At 46.5% G+C, this 16,421-nt stretch carries 15 protein-coding genes; 3 read left to right on the forward strand and 12 right to left on the reverse strand.

Annotated features, from left to right (window positions below; genetic code table 11):
- The 7 genes from ACJ751_RS20380 to ACJ751_RS20410 form a co-directional block, all read right to left on the reverse strand.
- A partial coding sequence (locus ACJ751_RS20380) for a hypothetical protein (protein ID WP_407747365.1) occupies window positions 1–305 on the reverse strand: 305 nt, incomplete at its 3' end.
- Window positions 306–314: 9 nt separating this feature from the next.
- The gene (locus ACJ751_RS20385; protein ID WP_407747366.1) at window positions 315–1,457 is read right to left on the reverse strand and encodes a VWA domain-containing protein; all 1,143 of its coding nucleotides are present in this window, start codon (window positions 1,455–1,457) and stop codon (window positions 315–317) included.
- The gene (locus tag ACJ751_RS20390) at window positions 1,454–3,703 is read right to left on the reverse strand and encodes a DUF5682 family protein (protein ID WP_407747367.1); all 2,250 of its coding nucleotides are present in this window, start codon (window positions 3,701–3,703) and stop codon (window positions 1,454–1,456) included. Before ACJ751_RS20390 ends, ACJ751_RS20385 begins: the two co-directional genes overlap by 4 nt.
- A 15-nt stretch (window positions 3,704–3,718) precedes the next feature.
- A complete protein-coding gene (locus tag ACJ751_RS20395) occupies window positions 3,719–4,798 on the reverse strand; it encodes an ATP-binding protein (protein WP_407747368.1) in 1,080 nt (359 codons plus the stop codon).
- A 19-nt stretch (window positions 4,799–4,817) separates the two neighbouring features.
- Window positions 4,818–6,272, reverse strand: coding sequence for a DUF5691 domain-containing protein (locus tag ACJ751_RS20400; protein WP_407747369.1), 1,455 nt, complete (start codon window positions 6,270–6,272; stop codon window positions 4,818–4,820).
- A 30-nt stretch (window positions 6,273–6,302) separates the two neighbouring features.
- The gene (locus ACJ751_RS20405) at window positions 6,303–7,604 is read right to left on the reverse strand and encodes an SWIM zinc finger domain-containing protein (protein WP_407747370.1); all 1,302 of its coding nucleotides are present in this window, start codon (window positions 7,602–7,604) and stop codon (window positions 6,303–6,305) included.
- A gap of 46 nt (window positions 7,605–7,650) precedes the next feature.
- Window positions 7,651–7,863, reverse strand: a complete 213-nt coding sequence (locus ACJ751_RS20410; protein WP_407747371.1) for a hypothetical protein — start codon at window positions 7,861–7,863, stop codon at window positions 7,651–7,653.
- A gap of 482 nt (window positions 7,864–8,345) precedes the next feature.
- On the opposite strand from ACJ751_RS20410, the gene ACJ751_RS20415 reads away from it, so the two are divergent.
- Window positions 8,346–9,620, forward strand: a complete 1,275-nt coding sequence (locus tag ACJ751_RS20415) for a hypothetical protein (RefSeq protein WP_407747372.1) — start codon at window positions 8,346–8,348, stop codon at window positions 9,618–9,620.
- An 89-nt stretch (window positions 9,621–9,709) separates the two neighbouring features.
- On the opposite strand, the gene ACJ751_RS20420 is transcribed toward ACJ751_RS20415, so the two are convergent.
- From ACJ751_RS20420 to ACJ751_RS20435, 4 genes are all read right to left on the reverse strand, one after another.
- Window positions 9,710–10,183, reverse strand: coding sequence for a Dps family protein (locus tag ACJ751_RS20420; RefSeq protein WP_407747373.1), 474 nt, complete (start codon window positions 10,181–10,183; stop codon window positions 9,710–9,712).
- A gap of 11 nt (window positions 10,184–10,194) precedes the next feature.
- The gene (locus ACJ751_RS20425) at window positions 10,195–11,049 is read right to left on the reverse strand and encodes a pirin family protein (protein ID WP_407747374.1); all 855 of its coding nucleotides are present in this window, start codon (window positions 11,047–11,049) and stop codon (window positions 10,195–10,197) included.
- A gap of 64 nt (window positions 11,050–11,113) precedes the next feature.
- Window positions 11,114–11,626, reverse strand: coding sequence for a DinB family protein (locus ACJ751_RS20430; protein ID WP_407747375.1), 513 nt, complete (start codon window positions 11,624–11,626; stop codon window positions 11,114–11,116).
- 91 nt (window positions 11,627–11,717) lie between these two features.
- Window positions 11,718–12,419 carry a hypothetical protein gene (locus ACJ751_RS20435; protein ID WP_407747376.1) on the reverse strand — a complete coding sequence of 234 codons (702 nt, stop codon included), beginning with the start codon at window positions 12,417–12,419 and terminating at the stop codon, window positions 11,718–11,720.
- A 256-nt stretch (window positions 12,420–12,675) separates the two neighbouring features.
- Between ACJ751_RS20435 and ACJ751_RS20440 the strand changes: the two genes are divergently transcribed.
- Window positions 12,676–14,487 carry a c-type cytochrome gene (locus tag ACJ751_RS20440; protein ID WP_407747377.1) on the forward strand — a complete coding sequence of 604 codons (1,812 nt, stop codon included), beginning with the start codon at window positions 12,676–12,678 and terminating at the stop codon, window positions 14,485–14,487.
- Window positions 14,488–14,489: 2 nt separating this feature from the next.
- Window positions 14,490–15,185, forward strand: a complete 696-nt coding sequence (locus ACJ751_RS20445) for a carbohydrate-binding family 9-like protein (RefSeq protein ID WP_407747378.1) — start codon at window positions 14,490–14,492, stop codon at window positions 15,183–15,185.
- Here ACJ751_RS20445 and ACJ751_RS20450 read toward each other — a convergent pair whose 3' ends face one another.
- Complete coding sequence (locus ACJ751_RS20450; protein ID WP_407747379.1) at window positions 15,186–16,295, reverse strand: aminotransferase class I/II-fold pyridoxal phosphate-dependent enzyme; 1,110 nt, start codon at window positions 16,293–16,295, stop codon at window positions 15,186–15,188. It lies immediately after the preceding gene.
- Window positions 16,296–16,421: the final 126 nt, after the last annotated feature.

Genomic DNA, 16,421 nt, shown 5'->3' on the forward strand with positions numbered 1-16,421 from the left:
GATGCGTCTACTTTTTGCGCCAGCCGTACAATAAACGAATTCATTACACTCGTCCATACAGCAGCAGACGTTACCACATCCAATACCAGTTGGTCATTTTGGTCCCACTGGTGGGGAAGCTTCAGGAGCATGGTAAGGTCCTTGAAATAATAATTGTCGTAAGTGGAAGTAAGTGCGGTTAATGAATTTGTTTTACCGGTTAGATAGTCGTTTACTAATGCGAGATTATTTTTTAAGTCGGCAGTTTTATAGCCAGCAGCGACGTGTTTATTAAAGGGACTCAGTTGTTCAACCGTAAATGCCATAGGGTAAGTTTATTTTTTTATAACCAGGTCTTCTTTTGCTGCCCACAGGCCAATATCCTGTTTACTCAGGGCCGCGGCCATCAGGTCAGGGAATTTATCGGGGGTGCAGGCAAACACAGGGATGCCCAGGTTGGAAAAATATTGCGCATTATTATGATCGTAGAAGGGCGCACCTTCGTCATTCAATGCCAGCAATACAACCACCTGCACACCGGCAGCCACCAACTCTGCAGCACGTTGACGCATTTTATCCTGATTGCCGCCTTCGTACAGATCGGTGATCAGGACCAATACGGTATCATTGGGTTTGGTGATGATCTGCTGACAATAGGTAAGCGCCAGGTTGATATCTGTTCCGCCACCCAGTTGCACCCCAAAGAGTAATTCTACCGGGTCGGTCAATTCTTCGGTGAGATCTGTTACAACCGTATCAAACACCACCATTTTTGTTTTAATGGCAGGAATGGAAGCCATCACCGAACCAAAGATGCCGGAATACACTACTGAAGTCCCCATCGATCCGCTTTGATCTATGCACAGCACTACATCTTTTAATGCAGTTCGTTTGCGGCCATAGCCGATCCTGGTTTCCGGGATGATGGTTTTATAATCGGGTTGGTAATGTTTCAGATTCTTTTGAATGGTTGCATGCCAGTTGATCTCGTTATGCCGTGGCCGGCGATTGCGGGCGCTTCTGTTCAAACTGCCAATAATAGCCTGTTGTGTGGGCTGTGACAGCTTGCGCATTAATTCGTCTACCACTTTGCGCACCACCTGGCGCGCGGTATCTTTTGTTTTATCAGGAATTACTTTACTCAGCGTCATCAACGTAGCCACCAGGTGCACATCGGCTTCTACGTTTTCCAACATTTCCTTTTCAAACAACATTTGTGTCAGGTTCAAACGATTCAGGGCATCCTGTTGCATTACCTGCACAATTGATGAGGGAAAAAATGTACGAATATCTCCCAGCCAGCGGGCTACGTTGGGCGAGGAGGGACCCAGTCCGCCCTGGCGGGTACTATCGTATAATGCTTCCAGTGTTTTATCCATTTGCAGATCGCGCTCATTCAGGGTAACACCGGTGCCATCGTTTTCTTTTCCACCAAGGATCAATCGCCATTTGCGAGTATGTTGTTCGTTGTTGCTCATTGATTGGTTTTTATCCCTAATAATTGCATGATAACCGGAATGCCCTGTTTGGCTCTTTCTTCATCTATATTACTTTCAACCTGTTTAATGGGGGTGCCGCCACCGCCGGACTTTACTTTCTCGCCCAGCTTTTTTCTTTCGGGTGAGCTGAAGCCGGCGAATGTTCTTCGTAACAGGGGCAATACCCTTGTAAAAGTTTCTTCATCAAGGGAATCAACCCAGTTGTTCACCAGGTTCCAGAGATCATTATCTATTAACAGAATGGTACCGCTGCCTTTCAGAAAACCTTCCAGCCAGGCAGCTGCTTTATCTGGCAGCGTAGCGGTAGACATCGCATAATAAAATACGCGCACCAGGTCTTCGCCTTCCAGCAATTTATAATCGGACAGCAAACGCGTGGCATAACCGGCAATAGTAGGCGAGGTGTTGTTTCCTGAAGCGATGGCTTGCAGGGTTTGCTGCCACTGGCTGGTAATATCAGCCTGCTGTAACACATTCACCGCATCGTTCAACTTAAAGAAAGACTCCAGCAGCTTTTGTGCAGCTTCGTCGCTTACGGCGGTACAGGCGGCGGCCAGACTTACACAAATACGCGTAAGCATGCTGTTTACAATTCCCAATACCAGGTCGGCATCGGTTTTTCGCACGCTGCCATAACGGCTTGCCTGCACCAGTCCCGGCACTACTTCCATCAATTGTATCACATCGCCGCTGGCGGCTGCCAGGTTATTGATGCGTTGGATACATATTTCCACCGCCCGGTGTAATTCGGCGGGAATCGTATTCTCCAGTAACGCAGTAACTACACTTAATGAGTCTGCCTCACTGGCTTTTGAGATCACGAATTTCTCAGCCGCTTCTGCCACGGTATTGCCACAATTACCTTTTTCAATAATATTGATCGACAACTCCGGGCTCCATTGCAATCGCCATTGTTCTTTAAAAGTTCCTTTGCCCGACACTTCCTGCCGTTTGCCCCAGTTTATTTCCATCAATTGCAACCGATGCAAAAAGATGCTTCGCTCCAGGTCGTTTTCCTTACGCAGATCAAGTGTATAATCTTTCCAATCGGCCGTTGCGGGCAAACGCAATCGTTTTTGAGTTTTCTCTATATCCAGCTGTAATGGTGGTTTGGGAATTTCCTGGGGCACTTCACCAATACGGTTGCTTACGATCAGCTCATCGTTGATCAATTGCATCTGAATGCTTTCTCCATTACAAAGCACCGTGCGGGTAGCCTCGTTCAGTTCATCCAGTCCGGCTTTATATAAGTGGCGCATGCTGGCCAGTGATTCAGCGAGCCGAACGGCTTCTATTACATGCGCTACGGACGTATCCATTTGTTTTGTTCTGAACAACCGGGCCACTTTTGCCATCCAGCGGGTGCCATCATCTGCCGGGTGATGCCAGATGTGGTCGTACCAGCCGGGAGATTCAATACCGGCGCCATAGCCACTGTAATAACTCAGGCGGCTGTACGTCCAGGGTATCCAGGTACATTCTACTTTCACTTTTGGCAATCCTTTCAGCAACTCATTATCTTCTTTGGCGCCGGGCATGGTAACCAATGCGGGCGCATGCCAGGCGCCGCAGATCACCGCTATATTCCGGAACATTTCTTTTTCCGCCTGGCGAATAGTTTTTCGCATCCAGGCTTCGCGGCATTGTTCTGCCCTATCTTCCTTTCCCGGCATGGTTTCGCGTAACACCTGCATAGCCTCTGTTACGGCATCAAACACCTGTTCATTACTTTGCCGGTGCTCAAACATATGCTCCCACCATTTCTCGCCATCATCATAGCCGGCGGCTTCTGCCAGATACGAGATGGGGTCTTTGGCGAAGGCTATTCTTTGTCCTGCTTCGTTGTTCCGGACCATATAACTATTCACGGATGGTTCAGGGGAAGCAGGCGGTTCTTTTTTTTCTTTTTCCAGCGCGATCTGATGGCTGATGGGCAGGTCCATAAACCGCACATGAATGTTGTTGCGGCGGGCATAAGCTATAGCCTGCCATTCGGGTGAAAATTCTGCAAACGGATAAAACGACGATCGCTGCGGATCATCGGGCTGATACACCAGTATGGCTACTGGTGGTTTCAGTTCAGCATGGTTTACCCATTGCAGCAGGGAGTCCGCTTCGGGCGGCCCTTCTACCAAAACGATATCCGGCTTTATTGTTTCCAGAAACTCTTTTACATTTCTGGCTGAACCGGGACCATGGTGTCGTATGCCTAATATATGGATCATGTGAGTTAGTGGGGGTTACAGCAAATCGCGGCAGGCGCGATAAATATCTTTCCAGTCTTCCCTTGGCTTTACAACTGTTTCCAGGTATTCCTGCCAAACGAGTTTATCCTGCACCGGGTCTTTCACTACCGAACCTATAATACCCGCAGCGAGATCAGCCGCTTTCAATTGACCATCGCCAAAATATGCCGCCATTGCCAATCCATTATTTACTACTGATATCGCTTCTGCCGTGCTGAGCGTACCACTGGGTGTTTTTATTTTTGTTTTTCCATCGATGGTAACGCCGCTGCGCAGTTCCCTGAAGATGGTCACAATACGACGGATCTCCGACAATGCCGGTGGTTCAGCCGGTAACTCCATTACCTTTTCAAAACTTTCCACCCGGCGTTTTACAATGTCTATTTCTTCGTCCATTGAATCAGGCACGGGTAAGATAACTGTATTGAACCGGCGCTTTAATGCGCTCGACAATTCATTCACCCCTTTATCGCGGTTATTCGCAGTTGCTATTACGTTGAATCCTTTTACCGCCTGTACTTCTGTATTTAATTCGGGCACAGGCAATGTTTTTTCAGACAGAATGGTAATGAGCGTGTCCTGCACATCGGCGCCAATACGCGTCAACTCTTCTATCCGCACGATCTTGCCATCCTTCATAGAGCGCATTACCGGTGTTTCCACCAATGCTTTTTCTGACGGACCTTCAGCCAGTAACCGGGCATAGTTCCATCCATAACGAACAGATTCCTCACTCGTACCTGCCGTACCTTGTATAATCATGGTGGAGTCGCCACAAACCGCCGCAGCCAGGTGCTCGCTTACCCAGCTTTTTGCCGTACCGGGCAATCCATATAATAACAAAGCGCGGTCGGTAGTCAATGTAGCCACTGCTATTTCCATCAACCGTTTGTTGCCAATGTATTTGGGGGTTACTTCAAACCCGTTTTGTAGCTTTCCTCCCATTAAGTAAGTTACTACCGACTGAGGCGTTAACTTCCAGTTGCCCGGGCGTTTGCCGGTTTCCTGCTTTTGCAATTCCTCCAACTCCTGGGCATATAATTGTTCGGCGTGTTGACGTAGTAAGGAAGACATAAGGTGTTATTATTTTTAATCAGTTAAAGGATTGTATAGTTTGCTTTTTCAGATTGATGAGCGTGGTTATATATTGGCTTGTATTGTTCCAGGTATTTTTCAGATAGTCTTCACCCGGCGCGCATTTTTCCAATTCGGTAACAATGTCTACGGGTATACAATGGATGTACCGGCTATAGAACGAGCGGTTATACTGATAAACACTTTTTGCAGTTTTTATAAAGATGGCCCGGGTAAGATCAATACTCCAGGTATCTTCCCATTTGATCGCATGTTCTATTATATTCTCCGAGAACTGGTCCATGAACTTGATGCTGTAAAATTCCTGTTCTTTCACCGGCAGTAATGGAATGATGTCGATGTAAAACACCTGGCTGTTTTGCATAAGAGCCGTAGCCCAGCGCTGATCTTTAAACGCCACGACAGCCTGTACAAGTGCGGGCATTAATTTTTTACCCGTAGGATCTTTTTGCATCGACCGGATGATCACATCGGGTTCACTATCCAAACGGGTTTCCCAAAAAGAAGGTGGCACCGCCTGCACCAGTTGATATATAATGAACTCTTCATCAGTGAAATCCTTGTTGTTGCTTAGTTTATCAAGCCCGGTATTTTTGAAAAGATTCTCATCCAGGCCTGCGGGCAACTTTATCTGCAATCCTTTTTTACCAATGGTGATCGTCTTCTGCAGTACATGGCGGTATTGTTGTACGATGGGAGAATCTGGTATTTGCTTCAGCAACCAAAGCGCCACATCTTTTACTTTTTTACTTTTCTCCTTTGCCAGGCTTTCCAAAAACTCAATATCAGCTGAGCCGATGTTGATAGCCATGATCATCAGCCACTCCACTTTTGTGCCGGCATCTTCCTGCGCCCAGGTTTGCTGCAACCAGGTTCTTGCCAGGGCAGCATCATCTTTGCGCAATTGTTCCAGCACTGCTTTGCGTTGTTCGGCGGAACCGGTTTGCCATAACTCTTCCTGGGTAGTGGCAGTTGAAAAATTCCATTCGGGATTGAATTTACTCAACCAATCGCCTCGTTTACCACAACAGGCTACTACCAGGTTCTGTAATTTTTTTTGCTGCGTGCCAATGGTTAATAAAGTGGGCACCAACTCAGGTGTTACGATCCGGCTTTTTGCCTCGCATAGTTGTAGCCAGAATTGTAACAAGGAATTGCTTTCCGATTCCAATATATCCCGCAACGTTTGAATGGCCAATGGCGAACAATATGGTTTTTCTTCAATGGCTGCCTGGGAAACCGTTACCCCTTCTTTTTGCAAGGGCAATACCCCGCACTGTCGATAATTAAATGCCAGGGCGGCTATTTCTAAAAACTGTTCTTCTTTATCAGTTGTACTATTTTGAATGAGCGCAGCCAACTCTGCCAGTTCAGCCGGTAATTCATTGACGGCAAGCGTTCGTTTGTCTGTACCTAGCAAAGCTGTATTAATAATTTGATCCCAGGTTCGCATATCCTCAATTTGATTAATGTGTCAATCCCCTTATAAAATCCTGTACTCGTTCTGATACCATACCCCAAAGGGTTCGTACGCTGTTTCTTTTCCCACCACCGCCATATTCAATGCTTCGCCGCCGCTTAATGACAACAGCTTCCAGATGTTTTTAAATCCCACCTTAATTTTCATCATCGCATTATTGCTGTCCTGCAGCCACCATTGGTGGTTATAAAAAACCGGTCGCACCTGCTCAACGATAAATGGCCTCTCACTGTGAAAAGGCAAGGCGCTCGCATGCGTGGTTTCTGCTTCCACCACCTGTTGCCAGTTGATAAAGCCTTTGTATTGCTGCACCTTTTCGGTATTGATCTGTTTTTTTACAATGGCCCTTAGTGGCGAAACGGAAGGGTAGAAAACCAGTTCGGCCTGTACAAACAGACCAGGTGTTAATGCCAGCTGCGCCCCCTGGCCGCGGATCAGGAATTGCAGCACCAACGCATATTGATTGCTGTTGATCCCATACAGCCAGTTTCTTTCAATGGTTAAATTCTCTTCTTCGGTAACCTGTTTGCCCAGCACCAGCCAGGTATCGGTAACCCCGGTTTGTTCTTTTAACTCTTCCTGGTTTTGGGTAAAGCCGATCCAGGTACGAATGTCCTGTTGTAATAAGGCGGGAAGGGTTTCATTGTTTTTAAATCCCGTAGCGATGATGTACAGCCGCAATAACTGATCTATAAATTCTGTTTGCCAGCCATCGCGGTAGAAATTTATTTCCGACAGGTTCCGGATCATGCCGGCCAGTCCGGGCGCCTGCACATCAACCATACGGCGCGACATATTTTCGAACCAGGCGGACCCTTTTTCAGGTATGCTGATGATCCCATTGCGAATGATATCTTTTATCCATTGGAGTAATTCTTCAATGCCATCGCTTACCTTTTGTTCGCGGGCCAGGCGGCGCTTTGCCTGTGCCGCTTCATCAACCGGCTTCTCCTTTTTTTCTGCCTGCTTTTCCTGCTTCTCTGATCGTTTGCTGATCCAGTCCGAAACCCATGCGGGCATGTCATGACTGGTAAAATCATTTTTTGTGCGAACGTAGAGAAGCAACAGTCCTACACCATGTTTGCAGGGGAATTTGCGGCTGGGACAGCTGCATTTAAAGGCCATTTTTACCAGGTCAACCTGGGTTTGATAGGGCTTGCTTCCGCTGCCCTGGCATTCGCCCCAAAGCGCCAGCTCGTTCACCCCTTTGCTTACCCATTTGCCCGGGCCGGACAATTCTTTTCCTGACTTTTTGGAGGATTCATCAGGCGCCAGGGCAAGTACTTGTTCTTCGGATAATTGCAAGCGTAATAGTTTTAAGGTGAATGGTAATAATTAGTTGAATCCTATCTTATTCCGATTCCTTGATGTTATGCAAAGTTATCTTTCCATTTGATTCCAAAACGCCTATTTGGTCACGGTTGGGGCCGGGAAAAACGGCTACTACCTCATTTTCAACCTCATGCTCCCAGCATTTAAAAGCCGATTGATAATCTGTCAGATCATATACCTCTACTCTGTATTTATCGGCAACAGCAAAACGGTTACCCGGCAGCACGATCATATCAACAGCTATAAATTCATCAATGTCAAAAGACCTAACTATACTGTCATAATACGTTTGAAATGTTATCTCTTTAGTCGATGCAACTGCAATAACTATAAACCCATCAGGACCTTTAGATAATAATAATTTGTCACCGTTATTTTTGTGAGAACTTATTTGCTTACCGCATTCAATTTCCTTGCTTCGTCTTTTGCATTATTGATCCATAATTGATTGGCCAAAAATATAATTCTTTCGCGTTTACGCATAGTTTTTTAAAATAACCTCCCAATCGCCCCTATTTATGTTATGCTTTTTTAGTATATATCCTTCATTTACAAAAACTTCACATATACTTAATAGTCTGTTCAGCTGCCGTGCGTGGGTGCGTTTTGTTGAAAAATAAAGCAGCATGATCGATAGTACCATCTATTCGCTTGCAGAGTCTATATCTATGGCAGAACTAATCAACAATATTTATTTAACCTAAAAACAATCCTGTGAACATACATATGTATTGTATTGCTGCTATGGCAGCAACAACGCTGTTTGCCTGTGCCAAACAAACGCAGCCAATACCTGCCGAAGAATCAACCACCAACAACACGGCCAGGGTTCCGGTAGAAAACTCCATAGCCGCCAATGTAACGGTTACCTATACAGACGAAAGCAGCTTTGTTAACACCTTATCTTCTTATGGTTACAAAACACCCGATCAATTGAGTCTTAACCGGGTAGGCACCAGCAGCGGCTACACTTCCGTTTATGGATTTAACATTCCCGCCGCCAACCAGGTAAAAGGTTTTAAATGGAACGACGGCGATGAAGGCACTACCGAATGGCGCCCACAGGGGATCACCGGTTTCACCTGGGGTTCTAAAAATTATTTGCTCATCACCTGGTATGGTGTTGGATCTGATGATATTGCCGGCGTGAATAATCAACAGAAGGGCGTTCGCGTTTGCCTGGTTGATATCACCAGCATGAGCAACATCACGTATCGCCATATTTTGTTGGTACAGAACAAAGCCAATATGTTGAACAGTGCGTTGTATAAAGCAACCAACCCCTATACCCAACTTGATTCGTATGCACCGGTAACCATTCACGCCGGCGGCATTGCCTGCTACGGCAGCAAAGTATATGTGGCCGATACCAAACTGGGCATTCGGGTATTTGATCTCACCAAATTTGTATCTGCTGCGGGTGATGATACGGAAACCCGCTGTGGCGAGGAAACAGATGGCACCTTGAAAGCATTTAACTATGCCTACATTCTGCCGCAAACCGGTTATTACAAGATCACCAATGCTTCACCTTTCTCCTGCATTGAAACAGGCACCGGTGCTACTGCTTCTGATATCATGCTTTGGACCGGTCAGTATATTGAAGCAACTGAAACAACAGTTCCCAAAGTGTTCGGTTTTCATTTAAATGCTTCCGGACAAATAGTTACCAGTCCTGCTCCGGAGGTAATTACGCCTATCGATAATGACAATACCAATGTGAATGGCATTCAGGGTGTGTACCGCGCCGGTACAAAAACATTTATGTCTACAACCGGCAACAGCAGCTACGAAGGGTCAACTGCCCGTCTTACGCGGTATAATGATGGCGCTGCAGCCGGTGTTCGCTACCGTTGGCCTCATGGCGCCGAAGACCTGTACTATGAACAAAGCACCGGTTATTTGTGGAATTTAACGGAGTATGAAACGGTGAAATATGGTACGGATAACCGTTGTGTGTTTGCTGTCCGGATCTCTGATTATGATTAATAAGCGATCCAATATCCTAAAAAAGAATGCCCCCGGTCCCGGCTGAGCCGTGATCGGGGGCAATTTCTTTTATTTCATATTAAGTTCGATTACCGGAAGTGTGCTCTTAACATCCAGGCCATTGTCTCATGCTCTTCCATCAACCCTGTAATAAAGTCGCTGGTGCCAGCATCTTTATACTCATTGGCAAAACGGTCTATGTTTTCCCGCATGGAAACGATGATGGTTTCATGATCAGCCAGTAATTCTTTAATAAAACCGAGGCTGTCGTTTTTTTCGCGGCTTTGTTCTGTCAGGTGAGTGAGCTGTAAAAAATCTTTCAACGTACCAGGTGCATAATGTCCCAGTTTACGAATGCGTTCAGCTACTGAATCCATGATCTCATCCAGCGCCTCATATTGCGCCTCAAAGAATTTGTGTTTGTCGTGGAAATCAGGACCTTCTACATTCCAGTGCGCATTACGCGTTTTGGTGTACAGCAAAAATTCATCTGCCAGTAAACCATTTAAAATGTGTGCTACAGCGGTTAGATTTTCCGGTTTGATACCAATGTTAGGTTGCATATGAATGTTATTTAATAGCTTAAACTTCCAAACTTTCCATTTTTATAATCATCCAGGGCCTGTTCTATTTCTTCGGCCGTGTTCATTACAAAATTATCTTTTGCGGCAACTGGTTCTTCAATGGGCTCGGCACTTAAAAATAAAAGCTGAGCATTTTCGGTAGCCGCTACTACAATCTCCCCGGCGGCTTTATCAAATACTACCAGGTGGTGCATTTCCACGGACTGGTCATTTACCACCACCTTTCCTTTTACTACGTACAGAAGTGTCCAGTAATCAGGTGCGCCATTCAATTCAATTTCCCTGCCAGCCTCTATTTCACCGATCATGGAGATAACGGGTGTAAAGTTTTGAATAGGCCCGGTTTGACCGTTATAATCGCCACTGGCCAGTCTGAACTGCACACCCGGCTGATCGATCACCCTTGGTAACTGTTCGGCAGTAGCGGCCTGGTAAAATGGCTTATCCCATTTATTGGCTTTAGGCACATTGATCCAAAGTTGAATGAGCTCCTGTATGCCGCCTTTTTCCAATAATTCATTGGTAGGCCCTTCGCTGTGCAGGATACCACTGCCTGCAAACATCCATTGCACCCCGCCTGCTTTTATTATTTCATCATTGCCGGCATTGTCACGGTGATACCCTTCGCCCTGTAACATAAATGTATACGGACTAAACCCCCGATGCGGATGCGGGTTTATTCTTGCATGTTGACCAGGCTGGTAGGTAACCGGCCCAACGTGGTGTATAACTATAAATGGATTGGCAAATCGAAAGTCTTTATGGGGCAGGGATTGCCGAACGGTTTCATCTTCAGTGATATTCTTCTCGCGGGCATATAGTATGTGATCAATCTTCTTTTTCATCTGTCGGGTCATTATTGGTCTGCCGGGTAATACGCCGCACTACCTTCACCGGGTAAAGGTATTCCTAATTTTTAGGTTTCAGATAAATAAGCTGACCATAATGCGTGCTCTGGTGATTGGTTCTGTTCATTAGCAAATTTAATTTATTGCGGTGTGGTTCTTTGGCAAAGTCTTCTGCTGAAACAGATGTATGTTTAGCAAACCACTCGTCGGGCGAAACGGTGGCAATGGCAGCCGACAGTTTTGCATTTACTGCTGACCAGTATTGTTTCAACTCCTGTATGGAAGGGATTTCCAAACCTGATTTATCGGGTGTAGCTAAAAACGGTTTATCCAGTTGGGGGTATAAACGTTCGCCCAATCCTAATAATGGCAATATTCTATCGGTAACGGCTGTCAGGTGACCCAATAAATAAATTCCGGTGTTTCTACCGGGGGCCGCTTCTGCCATTATTTGTTCGTCAGACAACTCATTAAACAGTTTTGTAACCTGGTTGGTGGAGGCGTTCCAGGCATCAACTACCATTTTAATAAACAGTTCTTTGGTAGGCTGGTTAGCTAAAGCAACATCATTCATAGTAGAATTTTTATTGTTTAAAAATAACAATAACCAGCCGCCCGGTCATTTTGTTTAAATTAAATAATTCAAATGTTATACAACTTAACGGTTAATCGATACCCAGGTCGTTGCCCAAATGCTTCTCAGGAGTCACTTCATGAACTTCCACCCCGGCTATATCGGCTATAATATGATCGATCACCAGCTCTACCTCCTTTTGGTTGGTGCCATTTTCCTGCACCAGGGTGCCGTAATTGAGCGTTAATACCAACCGGGTATAGTCATTTAACAAAGCAGGTTCGAAAACCGTTCTTACAGAATCGAGGATATTGGATACAAACTTTGTTATCAGGATACCCAGCACCGGCAGCAGATACAACCAGCGGGTATAATGAAACCGCAGCACCAGTACCAGGGAAATAATCCCGGTACCAATAATTAATACCGCGCCCGTAATCAGCAGTACAACCACCCAGCCCGGAGGCAATTCCAGCGGTGGCAATTTTAACTGCAGTTCTTTTTCCAGTTTTCGGTACAGCAATCGCCGGTTTGCTACCGGGAAAATTTCGTTCAGCGAAGCATCCAGCTCAATTGTTTCTTTGGGTACATTGAATTTGGTGGCGAGGGTATAGCGGAGTTTGTGAAATAACTGCTGCGTTTTGCATCGCATGCTTTGCCGGCCCTGCAGAGTGCGCCACACCAGGCAATGAATATCCCCTACGGTGGCTATTTTCTCCGCTTCATAATTGGAAATAGTGATCCCGAATGCATTTTCTACATTCACGAGAATCTCTACGGAATCGAGTCCCATAGCTAGTTTGGTTGTTTAAGGGTCTACTGTGAAAAGGGTCAAAGCTCTAAAGATAAAAAATAAGCACCGACTGCACCGCAAGGCGGAAAAATTTTATACATTTAAGTTACAAACTACACTTAATACCCACTTCATAATACGGGAACAGCGTTTCCTTTTCCTCCTTGCTGTACTACACGAAAAACCTGCTGTAATACTATTCGTCAGATGGTGTACGATCTGATAAGGCTTTTTATTCATTAAACTAACCGCCGACATGCCCACAATTATGCTTAGCCGGTTTTGGCCATATCCGTTGCCCTGTTTATGCATTTTGCTGGTTTGCTGCCAGTCGCCCAAACAGGCGCCGCTGCCTGCAGGCGACCCCGGCAATGGCGGACTGTTTTTACCGGGCAACTTCGAGGCAGTGGTAGTGGCCGACAGCCTGGGACGCGCCCGGCATCTTACCGTAAACGCCAACGGTGACATATATGTTAAATTAACCTATAACGACATTATGCATGGCAGCGGGGGAACCGTAGGCCTTCGGGATGCCGACAACGATGGCAAAGCCGACATCATTTCCTATTTTGGCAATTATAAAGATGAGGGCGGTTTGCCCGCAGGCATAGCCGTATATGATGGTTACTTATATACTTCCACCGTAAAATATATTTTCAGGAATAAATTACTGGCCGGCCAGTTGTTCCCCGATCCTAAAACCGATACTATTTTAATTGACGATGACGAAAACCTGCGAAAACACTGGCATACCGCCAAACCTTTTGCATTTGACCGGCATGGTCATATGTATGTGCCCTTTGGTGCGCCCACCGATGCGGCACAGGACATCAACACGGTTGGCCCCGCTGGTATTCCCGGTGGCAGGGGACTGAATCCCGCGCCCGATCTGAAAACACATGCAGGCATCTGGCGCTTCGATGCGGCCAAATTAAAACAAACCCAGAAGGATGGTTATAAATATGCCTCCGGCATCAGAAGCGTACTGGCGATAGACTGGAACCCCATGGACGATTGCCTGTACGTGGCCATGAACGGCATGGATAATTTTCACACCCGCTACCCGCATACCTATTCCGCCTGGCAGGCCGCTGTGCTTCCCTCAGAGCCTTTATTAAAAGTTACGGAGCACTCCAATTTCGGATGGCCTTATGCGTATTACGACCATATGCTGAAAAAAAATATGCTGCAGCCCGGTTACGGCGGTGATGGCAAAACCATTGGCCGGGCCAACCAGTTTGATGTACCGGTAATGGGGTTCCCCGGTCACTGGGCTCCTATGGACCTACTTTTTTATACCGGCGATCAATTCCCCGAACGGTATAAGAAAGGGGCCTTTGTTGCTTTTCATGGTTCTACCGATCGATCGCCCTACCCACAAGCCGGGTACATTGTTTGTTTTGTTCCCTTTGACAATGGAAAGCCCGCAGGCGATTGGGAAGTTTTTGCCGATGGTTTTACCGGCGTTGATACAGTCTACAATACCAGCGATGCCGTTTACCGGCCCATGGGCCTGGCAGAAGGACCCGATGGATCGTTGTATATTTCCGAATCAAATAAAGGGAAGATCTGGCGGGTGATGTATAAAGGCAATAAAACCTCTTTTGGACCGGCACAACTCGCGTCCATGGAGCAACGCAAATCGCGCACCTATATTAAAACGCCCGATGAAGTGAAGGACAACCTGGGACTGGGCGGCGAAATGAACGGACTGATCTTATACAACAGCTATTGCGCCAGCTGTCACCAACGCGATGGAAAGGGCGACAACAACCGCTATCCTCCGCTGGCCGGATCCGACTGGGTGACAGGCAATAAAGATCAATTGATAAAAGTGATCTTAAACGGCCTGCAGGGAGAAATAAAGGTGAATGGAAAGACCTTCAACGGCGTTATGCCCGCCCATGGCGGCTTTCTCGATGACCATGCCATTGCTTCTATTGTCACCTATATCAATAAAAGGTTCTTTAAAGAAAATGGCCTTGTTGCCTCGGCAGAAGTAACTAAATTGAGAAGCTCCACCACCAGTGCAGCTACCATGGAAAGAGCAAAAACAACAGGCAATTAGTCATGAAGCTATCCGATTTTATCCTTACCGCTACTTTCTTACTGTTTGTTATCCGGGCAGACGCCCAAACATATACAGTAAAAAGAATACCCGGGAACACAATGAAAATAACCGGCAGGGGTGATAATAAGGCCTGGCAAAAAGCCACGGTGCTGACAGATTTCACTTTTCCCTGGGAACCGGATAAAGCGCCCGCCACCTCGTTTTCGGCCCTTTGGGATGGTGAATGGCTGTATTGTTTATACCAGGCAACCGATGATTCCATTATAACCCCGGTGATTAAAAATAACAAGATAGATGCCGGCGCCTCTGACCGGGTGGAGATCTTTATGACCCGTGACACTTCTTTATTGCCTTATTATTGCCTTGAAATGGATGCTACTGGCCGAACGCTCGATTACCGCGCCTCGTTTTACCGTAAAATGGATTATGCCTGGTCATGGCCGGCTAAACAGTACTTTATAAAAACATCGGCTACCAATACCGGCTATATTGTTGAAATAGCCATCAGCATACAATCACTCAATGAGCTAAGGCTTTTACAAAAACATCGGATGCTGGCCGGTTTGTTCAGGGCAGAAAGAAAAACCGCACAGGGTGGTTATAATGCTTTTCACTGGATCAGCTGGGTAAAACCCAATTCCACGCAACCAGACTTTCATACTCCTTCGGCATTTGGGGTTTTGGTGCTGGAATAACTACCGCTTGCTTTCTTCAATCGCCTTACTAACATGCTGCAGCCCCTGTTGAAAGGCGGTGTTGCCCAGCCAGCCAAAACCTATACGCATATAATTATCGGGCATGGCAAACCAATGACCAGGGCCCACCATGGTCTTGTATTTTTGTGTAAGCGTTTCATAAAAGCGGGGGATATCAATTGTTTCGGGATGCGCCAGACGGGGAAAACAAACCACTCCTCCCTGCGGTAATACATATTCCAGGGCGGGTTCCTGTTGCAACCAGGCACGCAGCAACTGAAAGTTTTCCATTGCTTTTTGGTTGATGATCATTGCAAGCTTTTCTTTTTGCCGGTAAAACTGCGTGGCCACTTCTTCATCCAGCGCGGCATTACTTATATAGATCATCTCTTTTGCCGCCAGAAATTGCTCCATCAACTCTTCATTGCGGGTTATGAGCCAACCGATCCTTAACCCCGGCAAACCAAATGCTTTTGATAAGGAAGAAACACTACTGACCCGTTCGCTCATAGAAGCCACTACAGGGTAGGGCGTGGTAAAACAGGTGTCGCGATAGGTTTCATCAACCAGCAGGTAAATATGCTGCCGTTCGGCCAGGGCCACCAGGGCTCCCAATTCGGATTGTGTCATGACCGTGCCGGTAGGATTATGCGGCGTGGTTATGCTGATGAGTTTTGTTGCCGGTGTTATGGCGGCTTCAATAGCGGGCAGGTTCACGCGCCAGTTTTCTTCCAGTTGCAGATCTATGTAACTGATGGTACAACCAATAGTTAGAGGCACTTCAATATTGGTGGCATAATTGGGCCGCACTACTATTAAATGATCAGTTGGGGCAAGCAAGGCAGTATTGATAATAAACAGCGCGCCGCAGGCGCCATTGGTAAGCAACACCTGGTCGGGGTGTAATTCACCTGCTTCCGTCGCCAGCATTTGCCGAAGGTGTACATTGCCCCTGTGGGGAATGTATTCCAGCTTCAGCTCGTTCAGCTGAATATTCAGTTCGCCAAAGGTGAGGTCGGTAACGGAGCTTTCGGCCAGGTTGAACAGGATGCTCTCATACCCCCTTTCTTCGGGCGACTCCTTTTCAATAGGCATTCTTTTGTATAGCATAGGCAGGCAGTTTATTCCTTCCTGCTAAAATACCTGTTTTCCTATACGCTTACCAGTTTTTCACTGATGCGTTTTACCTGGTTGGTGTGGCGCTGGGTATGAAAGATCACAAAATAGATCAACTCC

The organism is Niastella sp. (genome assembly GCF_045805085.1).
In the GTDB taxonomy this organism is placed as follows: Bacteria; Bacteroidota; Bacteroidia; order Chitinophagales; family Chitinophagaceae; genus Niastella.